Raw genomic sequence first — 21643 nt, forward strand, 5'->3', positions numbered from 1 at the left:
TTGGGTGGGGCGGGCCGTGACCCACGGTCCGCCCCACCCACACGCCCCGAGGGGCCGCCGACATGGACGCCAGCGGCAGGCAGCACAGCCCCGGCACCACCGTGCTGGTCGTCGACGACATCGCGGCCAGCCGGTACGCCATGGGCGCGGTGCTGCAACGGGCCGGCCACCGGGTCGTGCCCGTCGCCAGCGGCGGCGAGGCGCTCGTCGAACTCGACGTACGACTGCGCGAGGGCACCCTGCCCGATGTGGCCCTCGTCGACGTGGGCCTGCCCGACATGAGCGGCTTCGAACTGTGCCGCCGGGTCCGGGCCCGACCGCCCACGGCCGCACTGCCCGTCGTCCACTTCTCCGCCGCGGCGACCGCGCCCGGCGACCGGTGCCGGGGACTCGACGCCGGCGGCGACGCGTATCTCACCGTGCCCGCCGAGCCGCTGGAGATCCAGGCCGTCGTCCGGGCCGCCGTACGCGGAGCCCGCCGCAGCACGGGCGCCGAGACCGTCGTCCAGCGGCTGACGCTGCTGGCCGAGGCCATCATCGCCGTGCAGACGGCCCGCTGTCCTCGGGAACTGGCCGGCGCGGCCGCCGAAGGCACCGCGGCCCTCACCGACTCGCCCGCCGTGGTGTACGTCATCGACCCCGACGGCGAGTCCCACCGCGGCACCGCCCGGGGCCGCCCGGCCGCGGGGGGCGGCGATGCCCACCAGGCGGCGGCACGGCTGGTCACCCGGCTCGCGGAGGGCCGCTCCGGCGTGCACACCAGTGTCGTGCCCGCGCCGCTGTGGCCGGCCGGGATCTTCCGGCCGGGCGTCGAGGAGGACGCCCGCCTGACCGTGGCGAGTGCCCAGAACGGCCGGACCACGGTGTGCCTCGCCACGCCCGTGCGGCGGACGGCGATCAGCGACCCCGCGGACGACGGACTGCGCGCCCGCCTCGCCCAGGCCACCGCGCTCGCCGCCGAACCGCTGCTGATGTACCGGGTGGAGCGGCATGTCGCCCTCACCCTCCAGCACAGTTTCCTGCCCCGGCCGCACAAGCTGCCGCACCTGCCGGGCGTCGACATCGTCGTCCGCTACGTGCCCGCCTCCGAGCAGACCGAGATCGGCGGCGACTTCTACGCCGCCCTGAGCACCCACGACGGGGTGCTCACCGCGGTCGGGGACGTCGTCGGGCATTCGCTGGACGCGGCCACCGTCATGGTCGAGATCCGTCACGCCCTGCGCGCCTACTGCGTCGACGAAAGCGACCCGGTCGTGCTGGCCGCCCGCCTCGACCGGATGCTCCAGCGGTACCACCCCGATGTCACGGCCACCGTGTGCCTGGCCCTGGTCGACCCCGGCAGCGGGCGGGTCCGGATCGCCAACGCCGGCCACATCCCGCCGCTGATCCTGCGCGACGGCGGCGTCGCCCGGTACGCCGACGCCTGCGGTCCGCTGCTCGGGCTGGGCCTGGAGCGGCCCCCGGCGACCGAGTGCCGTCTGCACCGCACCGACCGCCTGCTCATGGTCACCGACGGCCTCATCGAGACCCGCGGCGTCCCCCTCACGACCTCCATGGACCAGCTCCGCACGGCCGCCGCCGACGCCCCGGCCGGTCTCGACCCCCTCTGCGACGTGCTGCTGGGCTGCTTCGGCCGCGACCGCGAGGACGACATCGCGATGCTGGCCCTGCGGTTGGGGCCTGTCTAAGGTGAGCCCACTGGCCTAGAACAGGAGTACTGATGCCGCAGATCACCGTCGACTATTCCGCCGACCTCGCGGACGGCTTCGACCGGCGCGGATTCGCCCAAGCGCTGCACGAGGCGACGGTCGACATCGCGGCAGCCAAGCCGCCGGCCTGCAAGAGCCGGTTCCGCCCGACCGAGGACATCGTCGTCGGCCCCGAAACCGAGGGGCACGCCCATGTGCACATCCACATCGCGCTGCTCGCCGGACGCACCGACGAGACGAAGGCCCGGCTCACCCGGGCGGCGCTGGAGTTGCTGCGGACGTACCTGAAGCAGCCCGAGGGGCTCGCGCTGCACGCCTCCGCCGAGGTCCGTGACCTGGATCCCTCATACACGAAGTTCGAGAGCTGAGCCCGCTCAGCTCGCCAGTGTCATGAGCCGGCCGGCCAGGTGCGCGAACGGCCCGTCGGCCGGCTCGTCCTTCATGATGCCGCGCAGCAGCGTGGCCATCTCCTCGTCGTAGGCGGCACTGACGGCGGCGAGGGCGGCGAAGTCGTTGACGAGCTGGGGCTCCAGCTCCTCGCGCGGGATGCGCCGGCCGTCGAGCCAGATCAGCGCCGTCGACTCGGCGAGCGAGATCCAGGACCGCACGACCAGTTCGAGGCGCGCGGGCGGGTCGGTCACACCCAGGTGCGAAAGGATCTGGACATACGCGGCCTGCCGCACGGAGTCGACGAGCGCGTTGGTCGTCGAGATGGTGCTCATCGAGCAGGCTCCGCCTGCGGAGACCGCCGGGCCGCCGCGCATCAGGGCGGAGAAGCCGGGCCCGTGCTCGTCCACGAAGTCGAAGTAGCGGCGCATCACCCGCAGCAGCCGCGCCCCCAGCGGACCCTCGTGCGGCTCCACGAAACGGGCCGCCAGATCGTCCGAGGCCCGCTGCAACGCCGCTTCGTACAGGCTGAGTTTGCCGGGGAAGTAGTGGTACACCAACGGGCGTGAGATGCCCGCGGCCGACGCTATCTCGTCGATGGAGACCTCGTCGGGCGAGCGGCGGCTGAACAGTTCGAGGGCGACGCCGATCAACTGCTGCCGCCGCTCCTCGACTCCCATTCTGCGGCGAACCCCGATAGTCATACGAACACCTTACCGATCGATTCCGGCCTCGAACGGGCTGGATCGATCGCGGAACTCCACCCGAGACCCCCGGCGGGCGCCGGAAGCGCCCGTCAGCGCAGTCCGCCGAGCGAACGCCCGTCCTTCAGGGTCCCCGTGAGCTGGGCCTGCGCCCCCTGCTCGGCCGGCACGGTCAGCAGACTGCTCCGCGCCGACCCCTCCACTGCGCCCGTCGCCCGGATCGACGCGGTCTCGCGGCCGCCGGCGGCGAGCAGGTACCAGTCGCCGCCCCTCGACTTCCACAGCACCCCGGCCAGCACATGCGGGTCACGGGCCCCGCACGCCGGCACGTTCTCGGCCTTCGCCGCCACCGCCCCGTGCGTCCCGCCCGGCGTGTGGAACTGCGCCAGCACCCGTGCCCCGCCGCCCCGCCAGGTCTCGGCCCGGGTGCACACCCACGCCGCCGAACCGCTCGCGTCGGGCAGCGGCTGCTCGTTGAACGCCCAGGCGTTGACGCTCCGCGCCCCGGCCGAGCGCACCGTGCCCAGCGAGCAGGCGAACGGCTGCCAGGTGCGCAGCGCCGCGGTGCCGGACACCTCACCCGGGGAGCCCGGCCGTCCGACGGTGAGCCGCGCCGGGACCAGTTCGCCGAGGTCGGTCAGCAGCCGGGTCCTGGAACCGTCGGTCACTTCCAGCACGTTCCACGAGGTGCAGGGTCCGGACCGCAGGGCCGGACTGGCCAGCGGCGCGGTCACTCCGTCGGTGAGCGTGAGGTCCATCGCGCCGGACCTCGGTTGCATCAGGTCCCGCTCGCGGGCCTTCTTCACCCAAGGTGCCGTCAGATAGCGGACGTTGCCGTCGGACCGGCCCAGGACCAGCGCGCCCGCCTCGGCCCGGTCGGCCCCGTCGACCCGGGCGAAGTCGAGGGCGGCGCCCTGCGTGCCCTCCTTCGGCTCGGCGTAGCGGGTGATGCGCAGACCGTCGTAGAGGATCACCACGCGCGCCGCGTCGACCGTCCCCGCGTACAGCAACTGGGGCGGTCCGGCCGGGCCGCCGGAGAGGGTGCCGGGTGTCACCGACACCTGGACCGTCTCGCCGGGGCGGGCCCACACGGCCAGGGCGCGGCGCAGCAGGGCCTTGTCGCCGGTGCGGTCGCCGCGGGCCGGCCACACGGAGAAGTCGGTGCGCGCCGAATGGCGCCACACGCCGGACGGGACCCGGGTCAGCTTCGCCGGGTCCAGGGCGGCCTGCGCGGCCGGGTTGCGCGCGTACGGGGGTGCCGCGGCGCCCTCGGGGCCCCAGCCCTCGCCGGGCAGACCGAGCAGCGCCCCGCACACCAGCAGCGCGGCGCCGGCGGTCAGCGCGGCCTGCAGATGCTGACGGCGGCGCATCAGGTCGGTGGGCCGGGCCTGGAGCGAGCAGGGGTCGAACTCGGGGGAATCGAGCAGCCCGTGCTGGGCGGGAATCCCGTCGGCCTCCAGCACCGCGCCCTCCGGGTCGGCGACGCCCGCGGCGGCGAGGACCTCGCAGACCCCGTCGTCCGTGAGCCGCTCCAGACCACGCAGGGCGTACGCGGCCCGGGCCGGGCCCGACAGGGTGGCCAGCCGCTGGTCCAGGGCGAGTTCGTCGGCGCCGCCGGAGCGCGGGAACAGCTTCAGGCCCCACACGTGCGGCAGCAGCGGCGGCAGCTGGGACCTCTTGGGCCACGCCCTCGCCTTCAGCGGCACCCCCGCCTCCAGTGCCGTGCGCAGCACCTGGAGGCGGATCAGGGCGTAGCCCGGGTCGCTGTCCCGGCCCGTGGACTGGGCCGGGATCACCGGGGCCGGGGTGCGGTTGCGGGGGAGTGCCCGCTGGGTGAGGGCATGCGCGGTCAGGACGCGGCGGCTGCGGCCCAGCCGGGCCGGCAGCACCAGGTAGGCCAGCCGGACGAGCCGCGGGTAGTGCTCGACAAGTGCGGCCTCGGCCTGCTCGACGTCGACGACCGGGCCGGCGGCGTAGGGGGGTGCGGGGCGCTGGGCGACATCCTGTGACTGCACGTTCAGCAGAACGAGCGAATCGTTGGATGGTCACCTGGCTGCGGAGCGTCACGCCCCCGGGTGCTCCCCGGGCTCCACGAGCAGCCGGGCATAGTTCGCCATGGACCGCTGGTAGCGCGGCAGATGCGGGGCCAGAGCGCCCAGGGCCAGCGCCAGTGCCTCCCTGTCACGGCCCAGACTCGACAGGCACAGGGCCAGACAGGCGCGTACGGGGTCGTCCAGCTCGTCGGACGGCGCGACCAGTTCGGGCGTCAGCAGGGCGACGCCCTCCTCGGCCCGGCCGATGTTCCGCAGGGAGCTGGCCAGCTGGATCTTCGTCCGGCGGGTCTTGTGGCTGCTGACGTCGGCGAGGCCGTTGTCCAGCGCCTTCCGGTAGAGAGGGACCGCCTTGTCGGAGCGGCCGGTGGAGTCCCAGGCGCAGGCCTGCTCGAACAGGCCGAGCGGGCTCCCCTCGGGCAGCTCGGCGACGAGGGCGTCGACATCGGCGCGGAAGCGTGCCCCGCCCTCCTCCGTCTCGGCGTAGTCGTCGATACGGTCCCACAGGGCGGCCATACGATCTTCCCAGTCCTGATCCACCCGGACACCTTCGCACAGGAGCGCACTGGGGGGCAGCGCGATTTGAGCATGCCGGGCCCCGCAGCCGTATCGAAGGCGAGAGCCTCGTGCCGGGGCTCCGTGCGGCATGCGTCCGGACCGTGCCGTGACAAGGACCGGAGGAACAGATGAGGGTGACCCGACCGATGCTCGCGCTGAGCGGCGCGGTGGCGATACTGGCGCTGACCGGCTGCGGCGGATCCGGCGACAAGGACGAGGCGGCCGTTCCCGAGGCGGTGAGCGGCAGCCTGGAGCACATCGCGGCCGAAGCCGACTGCAAGCCGAACATGCAGACCGACGCGGACACCATCCGCCAGGCGCTGTGCAAGAAGGGCAAGGAGAAGTACGTCCTGGCCACCTTCGCCACCGACCGGGGCCAGCGCGAGTGGCTGAACAGCGCCAAGGACTACGGCGGCTACTACCTCGTCGGCCGCAAGTGGGTCGCCGTCGGCCAGCAGAAGACGGTCACGGCGTTGCAGGGAACCCTCGGCGGGACCATGGAGGAGGGCTCCGAGCACATGAACCCCGGCGGCAGCCACAACAGCAGCGGTCACGACGGCGGCAGCGGCCACAACCGCTGAGCACGCCGGCCGGAACAGCGGAAGGCCGGCGGTGGGAATTCCCACCGCCGGCCTTCCGCGTCACCGGATGAGGACTACTACTGGCAGTCCTCGCCGTTGTTGATGCACTGGACCATCTCGTTCATCACGTTCTCGTCGAAGAAGTTGATGAAGTCGTTGTGGTCGGTGATCGCCTTGTGCAGCTGCTCCGGGAAGGAGTCCACCGCGAAGGCGCCCTGCAGCTGCCCGTTGTTGATCTGCGGTGCCGGAATGTCGTAGACCAGCCGGACCTGGAGCTGGGGGATGGCCTTGAAGCCGTTCGAGCAGCTGCCGTCCGCCTCCACGAAGTCCACGTGGGTGCGGTGGTTGGCGCTGTCGATGTTCTGGCCGTCCCAGCAGCTCTGGAAGTTGGACGTGCGCACCACGGAGCTGCCCTCGGGGCAGATCGGGTACTTGTCCGTCACCTGCCGGTCCTCGAAGCCGGTGCAGCTCCACGAGGTGTTGGCGTTGTTCAGGCCGTTGGTGAAGGACTTGGCGTCACCGGTGATGATGCGCAGGGCCTTCGGCATGGCGACGACGTCGCTGGTGCGGTTGCCGACGAACTTCAGCTGGGCCTCGGCCGGCTCGACGATCTTGCCGACGTTGCCGTCCTGGCCACCGCCCGGCTGGCCCTGGTCGATGTCCTGCGAACCGTCCTGGAGGCGGATGACCGGCCAGAAGTACGACGACTTGTCGCCCTGGTTCTGGCAGGACGTGTCGGCGTTCGCCAGGTCCTCGTCGCTCGCGAAGGCGTTGTTGCTCTGGTTGCCGACGTAGTCGTGCTGGTGCTTGGCACCGTTGGAGACGCCGGGCGCCACGATCACGTTGTCCGAGTTGCGGTTCTCGTTCTCGTTGGTGCCGCAGTTCGTGGTGAAGGTGCCCGTGGAACCGCCGTCGCCGTTCGCGGCGAGACCGTTCGGCAGGTTGCGGGAGTTGGGCTGGACGTTCTCGATGTTGATGAAGTCGTCCGCCACCGGGCCGTTGCCCGCCTGCCCGCCGTTGCCGCCCTGGCCCTGACCGCCGTTGTCCTGGCCGCCGTTGTCCTGGCCCTGGTCCTGACCGCCGTCGTTCTGACCGCCGTCGTTCTGGCCGCCGTCGTTCTGGCCGTCGTTGTTCTGACCGCCCCCGGCCTGGCCGTCGTTGGTGTTGGCGTCGGCCGCCATGCCCTTGCACTCGGCGAGCTGCTCGAGGTTGCCCGGGGCCTGTCCGCCCACCCGCCGGATGTTGATGCCGATCCGGTCGATGACCGCGACCCGCTTCGACTTCAGTGGGCCGAGGATGGCGTTGTTGACGAAGCCCGCGTCACCGGCCTGGGCCTGACGCGTGGAGGCGAGACGGGTGTAGGCCTCGCTGATCTGCTTGTCGAGGTTGGCCAGCTCCTTGTCCACCCCCTCGCGAGCGCCGTCCGGCACATCGGTCAGCTTCTGTCCCACGTCCGGGCACTGGATCGTGGCGATCTGCGCGCCCGCGGACTTCGTCTGGTTCGCCGAGTTCTCCTCGTGCGCCGAGGCGTAGAAGTTTGCCCAGATCAGCCCGCCCCCACCGAGCGCTAGGGCCGCCGATGCGGCAATGGCCTTGGTGGCCAGCGGCGTACGGCGTTTTCTTGTGTTGCGTCCCATGGAACTCCTCTGACTTCCTTTTTCGGGGGCATCGAGGCGCCCGACAGGAGTGAAGCGGCTCCCTTCCATACGCAGCCCGTCCCACGGGTGTTCAGGGGTCCCGGAAATTGATGCGAGATTCGTGAGGACTCCGTGTTCTCAACATCCCCTGGAGCACCGGGAGTTGCCGACCACCCACAGGCGGTGAAGAGCCGGTCCGATTTCACCGGCCGTGGTCGAGATACGCGAGAACCGCCAGCACGCGGCGGTTGTCGTCGTCCGAGACCTCCAGGCCCAGTTTGGCGAAGATGTTGGCGGTGTGCTTGGCGATCGCCCGTTCCGTGACGACCAGCTTCCCCGCGATCGCCGCGTTGGACCGGCCCTGCGCCATCAGCTCCAGCACCTCGCGCTCCCGGGGCGTCAGCCGCGCCAGCGGCCGGTCGTCGCCCGAACGGCGGCTCAGCAGCTGCTGGATGACCTGCGGGTCCATCGCCGTGCCGCCGGCGGCGACCCGCCGTACGGCGTCCACGAACTGCTCGGCGTCGAACACCCGGTCCTTCAGCAGATAACCGACCCCACCGCTGCCGTCGGCGAGCAGCTCACGCGCGTACAACTGCTCCACGTGCTGGGAGAGCACCAGCACCGGCAGCCCGGGCCGCTTCCGGCGGGCGTCGAGCGCGCACTGCAGGCCCTCGTCGGTGTGCGTGGGCGGCAGGCGTACGTCGACCACGGCGACGTCCGGCTCCAGCTCGGCCAGCGCGGCGGCCAGTTCGGGCCCGGTCTCGACGGCCGCCGCGATCTCGAAGCCGTGCGCCTGCAGCAGCCGGACGAGTCCGTCGCGCAGCAGGAAGAGGTCTTCGGCCAGGACTACGCGCAAGGAATCTCCATGGTGACCATGGTGGGGCCGCCCGCGGGGCTGCTGACGGCCAGGACGCCGTCGAATGTACCCAGTCGCCGCTCGACCCCGGCCAGCCCCGAACCGGCCCCGATCACCGCACCGCCCTTGCCGTTGTCCGTGACGATCGCCCGCAGTATGCCGTCCGCCCGGTGCAGGTCGACCCAGATCCGGTCGGCGCCCGAGTGCTTCACGGCGTTGGTGAGCACCTCGCTCACGGCGAAGTACGCGGCCGACTCCACGGGAGCCTCCATCCGCCCGGGCAGATCCACGCTCACCTCGGTGGGCACCGGCAGCCGCAGCGCCAGAGCCCGCACGGCATCGCCCAGGCCGCGTTCGGCGAGCACCGGCGGGTGGATGCCCCGCACCAGCTCGCGCAGCTCGGTCAGGGCCTCCACCGAGGACTTGCGGACCTGCGTGATCAGCTCCTTCGCCTGGGCCGGGTCCTTGTCGAGGAGCGCCTCGATGGTGCCCAGGTCCATGCCGACGGCGACCAGCCGGGCCTGGGCCCCGTCGTGCAGGTCCCGCTCGATGCGCCGCAGTTCGGCGGCGGAGGAGTCGACGGCGTCGCGCCGCGTCTCGGTCAATACCCGTACCCGCTCTGCCAGTTCCCCCTGGTTGCCGCCGAGCACCGCCCGGGTGAGCCGGAAGTGGACGTGCAGCAGGCGCGGGGTGAGGAAGTGCGCGAGGAACAGCAGGACCAGGCCCAGGGCCGCCGCTTGGAACGCGGACGTCTGGTCGTGGACCCGCACGAAGCCGTACCAGTACCCGTCTGCCCCGTCCAACACCCGCCACAGCCCGGCCGCGATCGCGAACCCCTCCAGCGGATAGAAGAGCAACACCGCCGGCAGCAGCGCCGTGACGAACCCGGCGGTCATGTCGACCGGCAGCCACCGCAGGTCCCGCCAGGTCGCCGGGTCGCGCAGCATCCCGAAGGTGCGCGCCCAGGGGGTGGCGCCCTCGGGCAGCGGCCGGTACGCCGGAGGGATCCGCACCCCGCCCCACTCCGCCGCGAGCACCCGCCGCGAGTTCGCGAACGCCCGCACTCCCGTCAGCACGTACGGCGTGGTGACGATCCCGACCCCGATCGGAATGAGCGCGATCGAGACCAGGGACAGGCAGAAGCACAGCACCGCCCCCGGCAGCGAGACGAGGGCCAGCGTGAGCCCCCGCACCGCGGCGAGCCCGATGCCCCGCCGTGTCGTCCGCCCGTCGCCGTTCTTGGTGTCCGTGGTCATGGCGTCAGTCTCGCCGAGCGGGCGTGCGCGGTCACGGGGCCGGAACACCCGGCCGGGGGTGGTGCTACGTACACCCCGACCGGGCGGGCGGTGGCTCATGCTCCCCGTGCCGGCCGCGAGGAGTTACGTATACCCCGGCTCGGTGGGCGGTGGCTCATGCTCCCCGTGCCGGCCGCGAGGAGTTACGTGCACCGCGGCCCGGTGGGCGGTGGCTCATGCTCCCCGTGTCGGCCGCGAGGAGTTACGTGCACCGCGGCCCGGCGGGCGCGGCTCACGCTCCCGTGCCGGCCGCGAGGACCTTCGCCTCCACCTCCGGGTCGAGGCCCGAGCGAGGCCGGTCCGGGCGCTGGGGTGCCACGCCCCCGGCGTCCCGGAGCCAGCGCCAGGTGTCCGCCACGGTCTCCTCGACGGGCCGGCAGACCAGCCCGGCCCCGACCGCCCGGGAGACGTCCGCACGGTGCAGGGCGTCGTGCAGGTCGCTGCCCGGCGGCACCCACACCGGCAGCTCGGTCCACGGCTCGATGCCCGCCTCGAGGATCACCCCGGGCTCGGTCCAGCGGAGTTCGGCGGCGCCGCCGGTGACCCGCGCGCAGGTGTCGAGCAGCGTGCCCATGGTGGCGTGCCCCTGCGGACTGACCAGGTTGTACGGCCCGCTCAGCTTCCGCTCGGCCGCGTGCAGGATCCACCCGGCCAGGTCGCGGACGTCCACGTACTGCAAGGGCAGGTCGCGCGGGCCCGGCGCCAGTACGGGGCCGCCGCGCGCCGTCCGGCCCAGCCACCAGGGCAGCCGGCCGATGTTCTCGTACGGGCCGAGGATCAGCCCGGACCGCACGAGTAGCGAACGGTCCGCCCCGAAGGCGTCCAGCACGGCGAGCTCGCCGCCCCGCTTGTCCTGCGGGTAGGCGGTCTGCTCCGCGTCGGCCGACGCGCCCTCCACCAGGGGCGCGTCCTCGTCGTATCCGGCGGGCGGCGCCCACGCGTACACCGAGCAGCTCGACACGTACACGTACCGGCCGGCGCGGCCCCGCAGCAGCCGCGCCGTGTCCCGCACCGCGCGGGGCGCCGCCGACCAGGTGTCGACGACGACGTCCCACTCGCCCGGGTCGTCGGCGAGGACGGCCAGGCCGCCGGGCGCGGTGCGGTCGCCGCGCAGCGACCGCACGCCCGGCGGCGCTTCGTGCCGCCCCCGGTGGAAGACGGTCACCTCCCAGCCACGCCCCAGCGCCGCCTCCACGACGGCCCGCCCCACGAACTCCGTACCACCCAGCATCAGAAGCCTCATGACGGTGACTCTGCCCCGTCGGGCGGGGGGCCGGAACGGGGATCTGCCGTCAGCAGACGCGACGGGCCAGGCGGAGCCGGGCCTCAGTGAGCCGTCGGCGGCACGTACTTGTATCCCACGCGGCGCACGGTGCGGATCGTGTCGCGGTGCTCGGCACCCAGCTTGCGGCGCAGGCGGGCCACATGGACGTCGACCGTACGGCCGTCACCCACGTGCCCGTAGCCCCACACCGTGCCGACCAGCTGGTCGCGGGTGTGCACCCGGCCCGGGTGCGCCACCAGATGGGCCAGCAGCTCGAACTCCAGGTACGTGAGGTCGAGCGGCCGCCCGGCCACCTGAGCGATGCGCTGCACCGTGTCGACGCGGATCAGCGGCTCGCCGCCCGGCTGCGCACCGGACTCCGGTCCGGTGGCCTGCGGCAGATCGGGCACCGCCACCGGGAACGGCGGCTGCTGGTCGGCGGGGACGAGCACCAGGTAGCCGATCATCGGCGGCTGCCCCGGCAGCACGGGCAGGGTGTGCTGCGGCGCCGGCAGCCAGGTGGCACCCGGCGGCAGCAGATCCGCGACGGTCACCACCTCCTCCCGGTCGACGGCACGCAGCCGGTGCCGGGGGCTCGGAGTCACGGAGGGGGTGAAGGTGGTGGTGGACAGAGAACGAGTGGTCGCCATGAGAGGTCAGCTCTTTCGCGCGAGGAGTTCGTCGGGGAGGTCGACGGCCGCGATTCGTGGTCGGGCTCGCCGAGGGACGTACGCGGTTCGCGCTGGCCGAAGGCCGGGGTGTACGGCTTTAGAGGGCCGGCGCGTTCATCGCGCGGCAACACACCCGGTCGAAGTCGTGGTCCTGGCGGGACGGCCAGAAGGGCTCGAGGTCATGGCGACCCGTCGCGGTGTGCTTCTGGTAGCCGGCCATGGGCCCATTGAAGCAGAGGCGATCCATTGCCGGGAGTCTCCTCTCACTGCTTGGACATCCGCGGGGCGGACCACCGGACCGCCCGCACCTCATCCCACCAGGCCCTCGCGGCAATTCAGTGATGTGACGTCGACGGCCTTGCCCGGGGCGCCGTCCCACCGCGTGGACAGCCCGGCCGACGTCAGCGCCGCCACGACCTCGTGTCCGACGGCCGTGTGGTGGTCTTCTCGGAGTCGTCGAACCCGCCGTAGTACAGCGACAGGCCGTGTCCCTCCGCCGCGGCGCGGGTGCCCTGGCGGTGGAAGAAGACGAAGCCGGGCCCCGTCGCCCCGTCCGTCCGCTTCCGCGCCGACCTCCGCCATGCCGCAGCCCCGGCGGCAGGTGGAGGTCTCCCGCGCGACGATGCCGGCGTCCTCCAGGGCCGCGAAGACCCCGCTCCAGCCGGTCCGGGCCGGTCGGCCCGGACCACGTCTCCTGCTCGTCGACCGGATCCGGCCGCAGCCGATCGACAGCACGCGGGCCTGCGCAGGAGACAGGGGGGACGCGTCCTCCCGGCCCGTCATCAGGTACACCGTCCCGCGGAGTACCGCCTCGATGCCCAGGCAGCCGTCCCGGAGCATGTCCCGCTGTGCCGGTGCTGATGGTGCTTGCGGTCCTGTCCGTCGGCAGCTCCGGCCAACACTTCGGCCGTGCCTTCCAGCGTGGACGGACGTACCGCTCGGCCCGCGCGGCGACCTCGGGCACGGGCGCGGGAGGCTCCTCGGGCAGGCCGGACTCCTCGCGCTCGGAGGCGACTTCGGTGTCCCAGCCGTCCTGCTGCCACGCCCGGCGCGCCCTCACCCCGGCGACGAGGGCGGGGCCGCTCACCCAGGCCCCCACGGGTGGGGGACGAACCCGGTGCGGTGCTGGAGGGCATACGCACCGCCCTCGTCACGGGCCGCCCGGAGGAAGCCCCTCGGCCGGGCCGGTATCCACCGGACCACGAGGAAGCGGTCGCCGGCACCGCCGATCCGCTCCACCAGCTCCCCAACTCCGCGCGAGAGCCGCGTGTGACCGCCCGCTCTCCGTCAGCACCGTGACCGCGAGGCCCCCGTCGATCTCCCCACCCTGGCACGCCCCACTGACCACGCGAGGGGGCGCCCACCGGGAACGGTGGGCGCCCCCTCGGGAGCCGTGGAGCGCGGCGGTCAGACCTGGCCGGCCTTCTCCAGCGCCGAGCAGCACGTGTCGACGATCAGGCGGGTCACCACGTACGGGTCGACGTTGGCGTTCGGGCGGCGGTCCTCGATGTAGCCCTTGCCGTCCTTCTCGACCTGCCACGGGATGCGGACCGAGGCGCCGCGGTTGGAGACACCGTAGGAGTACTCGTTCCACGGGGCGGTCTCGTGCAGACCGGTCAGGCGGTCGTCGATGCCGGCGCCGTAGTTCTTGACGTGGTCGAGGGGCTTGGAGCCCTCGCCGAGCGACTCGCACGCGGTGATGATCGCGTCGTAGCCCTCGCGCATCGCCTTGGTGGAGAAGTTGGTGTGCGCGCCGGCACCGTTCCAGTCGCCCTTGACCGGCTTGGGGTCGAGGGTGGCGGCGATGTCGAAGTCCTCGGCGGTGCGGTAGAGCAGCCAGCGGGCCACCCACAGCTGGTCGGAGACCTCCAGCGGGGACAGCGGGCCGACCTGGAACTCCCACTGGCCGGGCATCACCTCGGCGTTGATGCCGGACAGGCCGAGGCCCGCCTTCAGGCAGTTGTCGAGGTGGGCCTCGACGACGTCACGGCCGAAGATCTCGTCCGCGCCGACACCGCAGTAGTAGCCGCCCTGCGGGGCCGGGAAGCCGCCCTTGGGGAAGCCGAGCGGGTAGCCGTCCTTGAAGAAGGTGTACTCCTGCTCGATGCCGAAGACCGGCTCCTGCGCCGCGAACCTCTCCGCCACCTCGGTCAGCGCCGCACGGGTGTTGCTGGGGTGCGGGGTGAGGTCGATGTTCAGGACCTCGCACAGCACCAGGATGTCGTCGCCCCCGCGGATCGGGTCGGGGCAGGTGAAGACCGGCTTGAGCACACAGTCCGAGGAATGGCCCTCGGCCTGGTTGGTGGAGGACCCGTCGAAGCCCCAGATCGGCAGCGCGTCGAGACCGGCGGGGGAACCCGCGATGATCTTGGTCTTGGAACGCAGTTTGGCCGTCGGCTCGGTGCCGTCGATCCAGATGTACTCAGCCTTGAAGGTCACGGGCCACATCCTTCGGGGGTGTGTCTGGGCGCGTATCGCGGGTGCTGCGGCGCTGCGGCACCGATGCGCCGCGTCTGCTGCCCGGCAGCCTGGCAACAGGCGATTTCCCGGCCATTGCCCGAATGTGAACCCCGTGTTACCTGGTCCCGCTGTGCCGCACCTCACGCTCGGAGGGCGTGGTGCGGGGGGCGCCGGTCCCCGGCTCCCCTCCGTCGAGCCGGTGACCGCCGCCGCACGGCCCCGACGCGCCGGTCCTGCCACCCCTGGCCGGGGGCGGCAGGACCGGTGACACGTACGAGGAGGGCGGCCGAGGGGGTGGCCGCCGCCTCATCCGTTCAGTCGGTGGTACGGCCTCACCCCACCTTCTCGATCAGGGCCCGGCGGATCAGGAACTTGCCGGGCTCACGGACCTGTTCGAAGGCCGCGTTGTTGAGCAGCGCACAGCTGCCGGAGACCGAAGTGACCTCCACCGTCGTGGACTTGTTGTTGTCCAGGTTGGTGACCTTCAGCTTCGTGCCCGCCGGGAACTGGTTGCTGGACGCGGCAGCCGCACCGCCCTCGCCGGAGAGCGTGACGGTCGAGCCGTTGCACACCTGCTGTCCGGAGGCCGCGGCACCGCCGGCGTTCCCCGCGGGGGCGGAGGCGGCGGGCTGCGACGGCTGGGCCGACGCCGCGGGAGGCTGCGCGGGCTGCGACGGCTGTGCGGTCTGGGAGTCCTGAGCCGACTCCCCGACGGCGCACCCCGACGCCTCCTGCTTCCGCTTGATCTCCGCGACGACCGCCTCGCGGTTGGCGATCCGCGCCTCGGACTGTGCGTCGGGCCTGGCCCGCTGGTCCGCGATGAACTTCTGGTTGTTGCCGAGGGCGGTGGCGAGGCCCAGGCAGACCGTCGACTCCGACGCCGACTTGGGGGTCGGCGCGGCGTTCGACGTGCTCGCCATGACGAAGGCCCCGCCTCCCGCCACCGTCGCCGCGCTCACCAGCAGCGCGATCTTCTTCTTCGTGCCGAGTGTTCTCCTGCGCGACATGCGCGCCTCCTGAAGAGGTAGGGGAGCGTACGCCGCTATGTACGAGATACCGAACGGGGTTACTCAGCGGTTTCAGGAGTCATCCAAGTGACCTGCGCCACAGGAGGCCTGGCGACCGGTCAGCGTGACAGGGCGTCACGCACGGCCTCGTCGCTGCGGCCGACCACCGCCGTGCCGTCGTCGGCGGTGATGATCGGGCGCTGGATCAGCCTCGGGTACTCGGCGAGTGCCGTGATCCAGCGGTCGCGCGAACCGGCGTCCCGCGGCCACGCCTTGAGCCCGAGCTCCTTGGCGTCCGCCTCCTGGGTACGGGTGATGTCCCAGGGTTCGAGCCCGAGGCGCTCCAGCACGCCACGGATCTCGTCCTCGCTCGGCACGTCCTCCAGGTAGCGGCGGACGGTGTAGTCGGCGCCCTCGGCGTCGAGCAGCGTCAGGGCGCTGCGGCACTTCGAACACGCGGGATTGATCCAGATCTCCATGTGCACACGGTACGCGCCGACCATCTTGTTCGATTTTCTGACGCCCCTCCCGTCCCTCGTGGAGCTACCGTGACAGGTCGCCAATTCCCGTGCTCACCTGGGCATTTACCAGTCCCTACGGACTGCCCGTTGTCAGTGCCGGGCGGTAAACTGTAAGCAGTGTTCGAGGGTGGCGCCGGGGATGCCGACGTCTTCGGTGAGCCGCCCGACCGCGACAGGAGGATGCCTGTGCCCGCTGCCGCCCTGACGTCGAAGCCGTTGCCCACCCAGTCCACCGCGAAGCGTCCCGTCCTGCTCGACCTGCCCTACGTGCCCGTGGAGAAGCGGCCGCTGCCGCCGGGCCGGCCCCGCGAGTGGTACGTGTCGCACAACCGCCGTCTCAAGGCGATGCGCCTCGCCATCGCCCTGCTCGACTCGGGCGTCTACATGCCGAACCAGGCCCGTGACGAGACGATCCGCGACACGGCGGAACTGATCGGCGTCCACCCGCCGTCGGCCACGACGTGTCACATGGTGCGGGCGTTCATGCGCTACTCCCGCTGACCCGTCCGCTCCGGTCCGAGCGCCGGGTGCCCCGGGCGGCGGGGTGCCCGGTGCTCGCTCACGCCGCCCGGCCGGGTGCCGCGAACACCGGTGGGTTCAGACGGGCGAAGCCCTCCTGCCGCTCGTAGGGGAAGTAGGGGTAGGGCGCCGGGCGGTGGCTCACCGCGTCGAGCTTCGCCACCTGCTCGGGGGTGAGGCTCCAGCCGAGGGCGCCGAGGTTCTCACGCAACTGCCGCTCGTCCCGGGCACCGATGAGGACGGAGGACACGGTCGGCCGCCGGAGCAGCCAGTTCAGGGCGATCTGGGGCACCCCCTTGCCCGTCTCCTGCGCGATCTCGTCCAGTGCGTCGACGACGTCGTAGAGGTGTTCGTCGGAGACGGGCGGGCCGTCGTCGGCGGTGCGGTGCAGCCGGCTGCCGGGCGGGAGCGGTGTGCCGCGGCGGACCTTGCCGGTCAGGCGCCCCCAGCCGAGCGGGCTCCAGACGATCGCGCCGAGGCCCTGGTCGAGGGCGAGCGGCATCAGCTCCCACTCGTAGTCGCGGCCGATGAGGGAGTAGTACACCTGGTGGGCCACATGACGCGGGTGGCCGTGCCGCTCCGCGGTCGCGAGGGACTTCATCACCTGCCAGCCGGAGAAGTTGGAGACGCCGGTGTAGCGCACCTTGCCCGACCGGACCAGTGAGTCGAGCGCGGCCAGTACCTCCTCGACCGGCGTCCCGGCGTCGAAGGCGTGGAGCTGGAAGAGGTCGAGATGGTCCGTGCCGAGCCTGCGCAGGGCGTCCTCGCAGGCGCGGATCAGCCGGGAGCGGGAGGAACCGGCGTCGCCCGGCCCGTCGCCCATGGGCAGGCTCGTCTTGGTGGAGACGATCACCTGGTCCCGGCGGCCCTTGATCGCCTCCCCGAGCACCTCCTCGGATGCGCCGGCGGAATAGACGTCGGCGGTGTCGAACATCGTGACCCCCGCGTCCAGGCAGATGTCCACCAGCCGGCGCGCCTCCTGCGCGTCTGTCGTGCCCCATGCGCCGAAGAGCGGGCCCCGCCCGCCGAAGGTGCCGGCTCCGAAGCTCAGCGCGGGGACCATGAGTCCGGACGCGCCCAGTCGCCTGTATTCCATTCCGGGCCCCTTTCAGGAGTGAATTCCGCTTTAACGGGCCTGTAGTTCCGTTAACGGTCACTAAGGTAGCAGGGTGGAGCTGCTAACGGAACGGGAGTACCGTTATGGATGACGGAGGGGAGCCGGGAACCATCCGGCCCGGCGGGCGCACGGCACGGGTGCGCGAGGCGGTGCTGCGGGCGGCCGAGGACGCCCTGACCGAGCACGGCCTCACCGGCCTCGACCTGGCCGACGTCGCGCGCCGCGCCGAAGTGGGGAAGACGACCGTCTACCGCCGCTGGGGAACCGTGCCGGGTCTGGTGGCGGACCTCTTGGAGGACATGGCCGAACAGTCCGCGCCGCGCACCGAGACCGGGTCACTGCTCGGCGATCTGACGGCCAACGCCCGGCTCGTGCAGCGGACCTTGACGGACCCTCGGCAGGGGCCGCTGTTCAAGGCACTGATCGCTGCCGCCACGGGGGACGGGAAGACGGCCGCGGCCCTGCACCGCTTCTACGACATCCGCGTCCGGGAGTGGGCCCCCTGCGTCCGGCAGGCCGTCGACCGGGGCGAGGCGCCCGAGGGCACCGACCCGCACGAGGTGATCCGCGCGGTCTCCGCCCCGCTCTACTACCACCTGCTGATCAGCGGCGGCCGGCTCGACGAGGCCCTGGCCGACCGGGCCGCCGAGGCGGCGGCGACGGCGGCGGCAGCGGGAGTGTACGTACGGGAGGCGGGCCGATCCCGGCCACGGGAGACGGACACGTCCCGGCGCGCGTGAGGGGCGACGCCCGTCCCGGGTGCCGGCCGGCCGAGCGGCGCCCGGACGTGCCGCCCCTCAGCCCGCCGCCAGCTCCCTCTCCAGCGGTGTGCGGAAACGCGGCGTGATCCTGGTCGCCCCCACCCACCCGCCGAGCCGCTCCGCCTCCGACTCGATCGCGGCGAGGGCCTCCCGGCCGATGCCCTCCTCGTCGAGGATCCGCCAGGTGATCTCCCCGTCGGGGCGCTGCGCCCAGCCGCCGACCACCCGCCCGTTCCACCACACCGTCGGCCCGACGTTGCCGCTGCGGTCGAACAACCGGGGCCGCAGCTTAGGCGCGAGATACCAGTCGCGCTGCTGCCACCCCATCGCGGTGGGGTCGAGAGCGGGCAGCAGCGCGGCCCAGGATTCGTCGGGCGAGGGCACGGGGTCCGCGTCCCCTCCGGCCACGTACCCGGTGCCCTCGTCCAGCGCCACGGGCTCCGCCCCGATCGCGGCCAGAGCCCTGCGGACCTCCGTCACGCGCCACCCCGTCCACCACTTCAGATCGGCCTCGGTCGCCGGACCGCACGCGGCGAGCCACCGTCCCAGCAACTCCGCCTGCGCCCCGGCCGTGTCCAGCTCGGGATGCTCGGGCGCCACGGCCCAGCGGAACCGGCTGGACGTCCAGGAGCCGAGCGGCCGGCCGCGCACCACCTTCCCCTCCACACCCAGCACCTTCAGCAGCCGGGTCGAGACGGAGTGCATCCCCTCGTAGCTCTTCCCGGCCGCGTACACGAACTGCTCCCGCAGGCGCGGCTCGTCCTCGGCGAGTTCCCCGGCGGTCGCCTGCCCGCGCCGGGCGAGCGCGGCCAGCGTCGACTCCTCCACGTCCTTCAGCCATGCCGCGTCCGGCGCCCCGGCCGCCGCCATGTGCGCGAGCAGCGCCGCCCGTTCGCGGGTGGCGACCGCCAGACCCGTCGATGCGTGCACGACGGCGGCCAGCTCGGTGGGGAACACGAACACCGTGTGACGCATGCCGTGCATCCGCACCAGGGAACGGTCTTCGTACAGGGCCCGCCCGGTCTCCTCCACGGTCCCGGCGGAGTCCGCGAGCCGGCCGCCCACCGCGAGGTACACCGTCGCCGGGTCCGTGCCGTGCAGTGCGACCAGGGAACCGGCGACCTCCTCGGGCGTCCCGGCCCGGGCCCGCCCGGCCAGCCGCTGGCGCAGCGCGAGCCGGGCCCGCCGCTCCGCCACGCCGATGTACCGCTGCGTACCCATGACGGCCTCCACTCGTCACACCCGGATCCTCTGCATCATCGCGGACGCCACTGACAAGCACCCCTCCCACGCCTCAGGCGTACCGTTGCAGCAGCCCCGCCACGTACGCCTTCAGCCGCCCGCCCAGCACCTCCGGTGTCAGGTCGATCCGGCCAAGCTCCCGCCAGGGGCCCGCCAGCTTCGCCGCGTCGGGGACGTAGGCCAGGGCGTCGAGCAGCCGCCAGTACAGATGCTCCGGGCCGTCGGCCAGGCGCCTGCCGCCCTGTGCCGCGTAGCGCTCGCGGAAGCCGAGGCCGTACTCCGGCCCGTGCAGCAGCGCCAGCGCTGTTGAGCAGTGGGCGACATCGAGGTCGGCGGGTCCCCAGGAGGTCTCCACCCAGTCGACGACACCGCTGATCCGCAGACCGGCCCCCGAGCCCGTGAACAGGACGTTCCCCGGGTGGAAGTCCCGGTGCAGGAAGCAGCCGTCGTACGGCGGGGGATCGCGGCGAATGACGTCCACGGCCCGCTCCCAGCCCGGGGGGACCGCGGCCGGTGACGTCCACGCCTGGTAGGTCCGTGGACGCTCCCGGGGGACGACCCGGTGGATCCGGGCCAGCTGGGCGGCCAGCAGGTCAACCCGCGTGCCGAGTTCCTCCTCGTCGACCCTAACCCGCCCCGGCAGTACGGACATCAGCAGGGACGGATGGTCGCAGTGCTCGCCGGTCGCGTCCACGCCGATCAGCTCGGCGGCCGGTACGCCCCGCTGTTCCGCGAGCAGCGTGAGGATTTCCGCCTCGCGGGCCAGCAGCCCGGGCGCGTGCCGCCGGAAGAAGGGCTTCACAAAGGTCCGCAGCACCAGCCCGGTGCCGTCGTCGAGGGTGAGCCGCCGCATCTGGGCACTCCAGCCCCCGCTCAGGAAGGACGACTTGTCGAGCGTACGGCCCTCCGGGAGCTGCTTGGACACCCATGCGCGGGTCGCCGTCCAGCCCTGCTCGCCGAGCCCGGTCAGGACGGCGGTGACGAACTCCCGCCGGTCGTCGGGATGGTCACGGAACCACAGGCCCAACCGGTGCTCCGCCTCAGGGAGTTCCCGGTGGGTGAACTGCGCGCGCCGAGCCAGCGCCTCCGAGCAGGCCTCCGTCACGGCGGGCGGGATGACCTCGTCCGTGCCCGGCACCACGAGCACCGCCCGTCCCTCGAACGCCCGCAGAACGTCGAGCGCGGGCGCCGCACGCCAGCTCCCGGGCGTGCGGATGATCTCGCTGAACCGCCCGTCCCCCTCACCGAACGGCACGTCCCACGCCTCGGCCGCGTACACCGCCGGCGCGCACAGCCCCAGGGCCGCCACCCGGTGCCCGTAGTGCCGGACGAGATCGGCCACCGTCTGGCCGCTCATGCTGAAGCCGACCAGGACCAGCGGCCCGTCCCCGCGCGCGTGCGCGTCGATGACGGAAACGGCCTGTTCGAAGCGCCGGCGCAGGCTCAGCTCCCGCAGCAGGCCGGTGCTCTCCCCGTGTCCCGAGAAGTCGAAGGCGAGAGCATGGCAGCCGTGTGCGGCGAACTCCGTCAGCAGCGGCACCAGCCGCTCCTTGCTGCCGCGGCCGGCGCCGTGCAGCAGGACGACCGTGGGCCGGGCCCGCTCACCGGCGCCGGTGGACAGACCGCTGAGTCGTTCGCCGCCGATGGTGTGGGTGAAAGGGATCAGCTCACTCATACGGCCATTCACTCACCCGGCCCACGGCCCGCGAGGGGTGTTCACAGTCCCGGCGCTCCCCACACCGGGAACCAGCGGCTCAGGTCCTGCTCGATACGCAGATCGCCGGCCAGCGCGGACCGCACCTGGAGTTCGAGTGCGTTGTCGCGCCTCCGCGTGCCGTCCGGCAGGGGCGCGAACGGATAGAACGTGCCGCGCTTGTAGAGGTAGACCAGCGCGAGCCGCCGGCCGGAGAGGTCCTCGAACCCGGCCAGGGAGCACAGCAGCTGAGGGCCGAATCCGTTGACCTCCAGCTGGCTGTTCACGGCGTGCAGATCGTTCACCAGCGCGGGGAGCCGGTCCGGGGCGCGGCGCGAGACCAGCCAGGAGTAGCCGTAGTCGTCCTGCCGCAGTTCCACCGGCGGGCCGTCACGGTCGGTGTCGGCGTCCAGCAGCGCCCGCACCTCGTGGTGGGACTGCTCGAACGCCGCACCCTCGACTGTGGCGAAACAGACCGCGCCCTGCCCGGTCGGCCTGAAACCCGCGGCGGCCTCCAGCGAGACGGCCGCCGAGGGCAGCGCGAAGAGCCGGTCGAGATCCGCCACGACCGGTTTCGTCCGGCCGAGCAGGATGTCCAGCAGCCCCATGC

General features: G+C 72.5%; 21 protein-coding genes and 2 pseudogenes. 5 read left to right on the forward strand and 18 right to left on the reverse strand.

Annotated features, from left to right (window positions below):
* The first annotated feature begins 62 nt into the window (after positions 1-62).
* Positions 63-1688, forward strand: coding sequence for a SpoIIE family protein phosphatase (locus tag ACIQHQ_RS04120; RefSeq protein ID WP_402609856.1), 1626 nt, complete (start codon positions 63-65; stop codon positions 1686-1688).
* A gap of 32 nt (positions 1689-1720) precedes the next feature.
* Positions 1721-2077, forward strand: a complete 357-nt coding sequence (locus ACIQHQ_RS04125; RefSeq protein WP_402609858.1) for a 5-carboxymethyl-2-hydroxymuconate Delta-isomerase — start codon at positions 1721-1723, stop codon at positions 2075-2077.
* A gap of 6 nt (positions 2078-2083) precedes the next feature.
* Here the strand turns inward: ACIQHQ_RS04125 and ACIQHQ_RS04130 are convergent, their stop codons facing one another.
* From ACIQHQ_RS04130 to ACIQHQ_RS04140, 3 genes are all read right to left on the reverse strand, one after another.
* Complete coding sequence (locus ACIQHQ_RS04130; protein WP_402609860.1) at positions 2084-2800, reverse strand: TetR/AcrR family transcriptional regulator; 717 nt, start codon at positions 2798-2800, stop codon at positions 2084-2086.
* A 92-nt stretch (positions 2801-2892) separates the two neighbouring features.
* Positions 2893-4815, reverse strand: a complete 1923-nt coding sequence (locus tag ACIQHQ_RS04135) for a hypothetical protein (RefSeq protein WP_402609862.1) — start codon at positions 4813-4815, stop codon at positions 2893-2895.
* 48 nt (positions 4816-4863) lie between these two features.
* A complete protein-coding gene (locus tag ACIQHQ_RS04140; protein WP_402609864.1) occupies positions 4864-5391 on the reverse strand; it encodes a tetratricopeptide repeat protein in 528 nt (175 codons plus the stop codon).
* Positions 5392-5537: 146 nt separating this feature from the next.
* Here ACIQHQ_RS04140 and ACIQHQ_RS04145 point away from each other — a divergent pair, with 146 nt between their 5' ends.
* Positions 5538-5990, forward strand: coding sequence for a hypothetical protein (locus ACIQHQ_RS04145; RefSeq protein WP_402609866.1), 453 nt, complete (start codon positions 5538-5540; stop codon positions 5988-5990).
* Between the two features lie 77 nt (positions 5991-6067).
* On the opposite strand, the gene ACIQHQ_RS04150 is transcribed toward ACIQHQ_RS04145, so the two are convergent.
* The 11 genes and pseudogenes from ACIQHQ_RS04150 to ACIQHQ_RS04200 all read right to left on the reverse strand — a co-directional run bounded on the left by ACIQHQ_RS04150 (position 6068) and on the right by ACIQHQ_RS04200 (position 15659).
* The gene (locus ACIQHQ_RS04150) at positions 6068-7627 is read right to left on the reverse strand and encodes a DUF1996 domain-containing protein (RefSeq protein ID WP_402609868.1); all 1560 of its coding nucleotides are present in this window, start codon (positions 7625-7627) and stop codon (positions 6068-6070) included.
* Positions 7628-7829: 202 nt separating this feature from the next.
* Positions 7830-8483, reverse strand: a complete 654-nt coding sequence (locus tag ACIQHQ_RS04155) for a LuxR C-terminal-related transcriptional regulator (RefSeq protein ID WP_390980459.1) — start codon at positions 8481-8483, stop codon at positions 7830-7832.
* Positions 8474-9739, reverse strand: coding sequence for a sensor histidine kinase (locus ACIQHQ_RS04160; protein ID WP_402609871.1), 1266 nt, complete (start codon positions 9737-9739; stop codon positions 8474-8476). Before ACIQHQ_RS04160 ends, ACIQHQ_RS04155 begins: the two co-directional genes overlap by 10 nt.
* Before the next feature lie 271 nt (positions 9740-10010).
* The gene (locus ACIQHQ_RS04165) at positions 10011-11021 is read right to left on the reverse strand and encodes an SDR family oxidoreductase (protein WP_402609873.1); all 1011 of its coding nucleotides are present in this window, start codon (positions 11019-11021) and stop codon (positions 10011-10013) included.
* 83 nt (positions 11022-11104) lie between these two features.
* Positions 11105-11692, reverse strand: coding sequence for a winged helix-turn-helix domain-containing protein (locus tag ACIQHQ_RS04170; RefSeq protein WP_402609875.1), 588 nt, complete (start codon positions 11690-11692; stop codon positions 11105-11107).
* 118 nt (positions 11693-11810) lie between these two features.
* The gene (locus ACIQHQ_RS04175) at positions 11811-11933 is read right to left on the reverse strand and encodes a hypothetical protein (RefSeq protein ID WP_267960807.1); all 123 of its coding nucleotides are present in this window, start codon (positions 11931-11933) and stop codon (positions 11811-11813) included.
* Between the two features lie 89 nt (positions 11934-12022).
* Positions 12023-12136: pseudogene (locus ACIQHQ_RS04180) on the reverse strand (hypothetical protein); the annotation flags it as partial.
* Positions 12115-12553 (reverse strand): annotated as a pseudogene (locus ACIQHQ_RS04185) (DUF6891 domain-containing protein). The pseudogenes ACIQHQ_RS04180 and ACIQHQ_RS04185, both read right to left, overlap by 22 nt.
* A gap of 567 nt (positions 12554-13120) precedes the next feature.
* Positions 13121-14152 carry a glutamine synthetase gene (glnII, locus tag ACIQHQ_RS04190; RefSeq protein ID WP_402609877.1) on the reverse strand — a complete coding sequence of 344 codons (1032 nt, stop codon included), beginning with the start codon at positions 14150-14152 and terminating at the stop codon, positions 13121-13123.
* 353 nt (positions 14153-14505) lie between these two features.
* Positions 14506-15180 carry a hypothetical protein gene (locus ACIQHQ_RS04195; RefSeq protein WP_402609879.1) on the reverse strand — a complete coding sequence of 225 codons (675 nt, stop codon included), beginning with the start codon at positions 15178-15180 and terminating at the stop codon, positions 14506-14508.
* Positions 15181-15299: 119 nt separating this feature from the next.
* Entirely contained in the window at positions 15300-15659 is a 360-nt protein-coding gene (locus tag ACIQHQ_RS04200) for an arsenate reductase family protein (RefSeq protein WP_402609881.1), read from the reverse strand.
* Positions 15660-15887: 228 nt separating this feature from the next.
* On the opposite strand from ACIQHQ_RS04200, the gene ACIQHQ_RS04205 reads away from it, so the two are divergent.
* On the forward strand, positions 15888-16202 hold the full coding sequence (locus ACIQHQ_RS04205) for a hypothetical protein (protein ID WP_402609883.1): 315 nt from the start codon (positions 15888-15890) through the stop codon (positions 16200-16202).
* A 58-nt stretch (positions 16203-16260) separates the two neighbouring features.
* Here ACIQHQ_RS04205 and ACIQHQ_RS04210 read toward each other — a convergent pair whose 3' ends face one another.
* Positions 16261-17316 carry an aldo/keto reductase gene (locus tag ACIQHQ_RS04210; RefSeq protein WP_402609885.1) on the reverse strand — a complete coding sequence of 352 codons (1056 nt, stop codon included), beginning with the start codon at positions 17314-17316 and terminating at the stop codon, positions 16261-16263.
* A gap of 104 nt (positions 17317-17420) precedes the next feature.
* Between ACIQHQ_RS04210 and ACIQHQ_RS04215 the strand changes: the two genes are divergently transcribed.
* Positions 17421-18077: a TetR/AcrR family transcriptional regulator C-terminal ligand-binding domain-containing protein gene (locus ACIQHQ_RS04215; RefSeq protein WP_402609887.1), complete on the forward strand. Its 657-nt coding sequence runs from the start codon at positions 17421-17423 to the stop codon at positions 18075-18077.
* 57 nt (positions 18078-18134) lie between these two features.
* Here ACIQHQ_RS04215 and ACIQHQ_RS04220 read toward each other — a convergent pair whose 3' ends face one another.
* The 3 genes from ACIQHQ_RS04220 to ACIQHQ_RS04230 form a co-directional block, all read right to left on the reverse strand.
* Entirely contained in the window at positions 18135-19319 is a 1185-nt protein-coding gene (locus tag ACIQHQ_RS04220) for a winged helix DNA-binding domain-containing protein (RefSeq protein ID WP_402609889.1), read from the reverse strand.
* Between the two features lie 73 nt (positions 19320-19392).
* Positions 19393-21015, reverse strand: coding sequence for an alpha/beta fold hydrolase (locus tag ACIQHQ_RS04225; RefSeq protein ID WP_402609891.1), 1623 nt, complete (start codon positions 21013-21015; stop codon positions 19393-19395).
* 41 nt (positions 21016-21056) lie between these two features.
* Positions 21057-21641, reverse strand: a complete 585-nt coding sequence (locus ACIQHQ_RS04230; protein ID WP_402609893.1) for a hypothetical protein — start codon at positions 21639-21641, stop codon at positions 21057-21059.
* Positions 21642-21643: the final 2 nt, after the last annotated feature.

It is taken from the genome of Streptomyces sp. NPDC092370, from assembly GCF_044755265.1.
GTDB lineage: Bacteria > Actinomycetota > Actinomycetes > Streptomycetales > Streptomycetaceae > Streptomyces.

Coding starts and splice junctions, on each gene's coding strand:
- ACIQHQ_RS04145 (WP_402609866.1), top strand. CDS start 5,538: ATGAGGGTGACCCGACCGATGCTCGCGCTGAGCGGCGCGGTGGCGATA.
- ACIQHQ_RS04220 (WP_402609889.1), bottom strand. CDS start 19,319: ATGGGTACGCAGCGGTACATCGGCGTGGCGGAGCGGCGGGCCCGGCTC.
- ACIQHQ_RS04200 (WP_402609881.1), bottom strand. CDS start 15,659: ATGGAGATCTGGATCAATCCCGCGTGTTCGAAGTGCCGCAGCGCCCTG.
- ACIQHQ_RS04170 (WP_402609875.1), bottom strand. CDS start 11,692: ATGGCGACCACTCGTTCTCTGTCCACCACCACCTTCACCCCCTCCGTG.
- ACIQHQ_RS04160 (WP_402609871.1), bottom strand. CDS start 9,739: ATGACCACGGACACCAAGAACGGCGACGGGCGGACGACACGGCGGGGC.
- ACIQHQ_RS04125 (WP_402609858.1), top strand. CDS start 1,721: ATGCCGCAGATCACCGTCGACTATTCCGCCGACCTCGCGGACGGCTTC.
- ACIQHQ_RS04165 (WP_402609873.1), bottom strand. CDS start 11,021: ATGAGGCTTCTGATGCTGGGTGGTACGGAGTTCGTGGGGCGGGCCGTC.
- ACIQHQ_RS04215 (WP_402609887.1), top strand. CDS start 17,421: ATGGATGACGGAGGGGAGCCGGGAACCATCCGGCCCGGCGGGCGCACG.
- ACIQHQ_RS04225 (WP_402609891.1), bottom strand. CDS start 21,015: ATGAGTGAGCTGATCCCTTTCACCCACACCATCGGCGGCGAACGACTC.
- ACIQHQ_RS04150 (WP_402609868.1), bottom strand. CDS start 7,627: ATGGGACGCAACACAAGAAAACGCCGTACGCCGCTGGCCACCAAGGCC.
- ACIQHQ_RS04230 (WP_402609893.1), bottom strand. CDS start 21,641: ATGGGGCTGCTGGACATCCTGCTCGGCCGGACGAAACCGGTCGTGGCG.
- ACIQHQ_RS04130 (WP_402609860.1), bottom strand. CDS start 2,800: ATGACTATCGGGGTTCGCCGCAGAATGGGAGTCGAGGAGCGGCGGCAG.
- ACIQHQ_RS04120 (WP_402609856.1), top strand. CDS start 63: ATGGACGCCAGCGGCAGGCAGCACAGCCCCGGCACCACCGTGCTGGTC.
- ACIQHQ_RS04195 (WP_402609879.1), bottom strand. CDS start 15,180: ATGTCGCGCAGGAGAACACTCGGCACGAAGAAGAAGATCGCGCTGCTG.
- ACIQHQ_RS04210 (WP_402609885.1), bottom strand. CDS start 17,316: ATGGAATACAGGCGACTGGGCGCGTCCGGACTCATGGTCCCCGCGCTG.
- ACIQHQ_RS04175 (WP_267960807.1), bottom strand. CDS start 11,933: ATGGCCGGCTACCAGAAGCACACCGCGACGGGTCGCCATGACCTCGAG.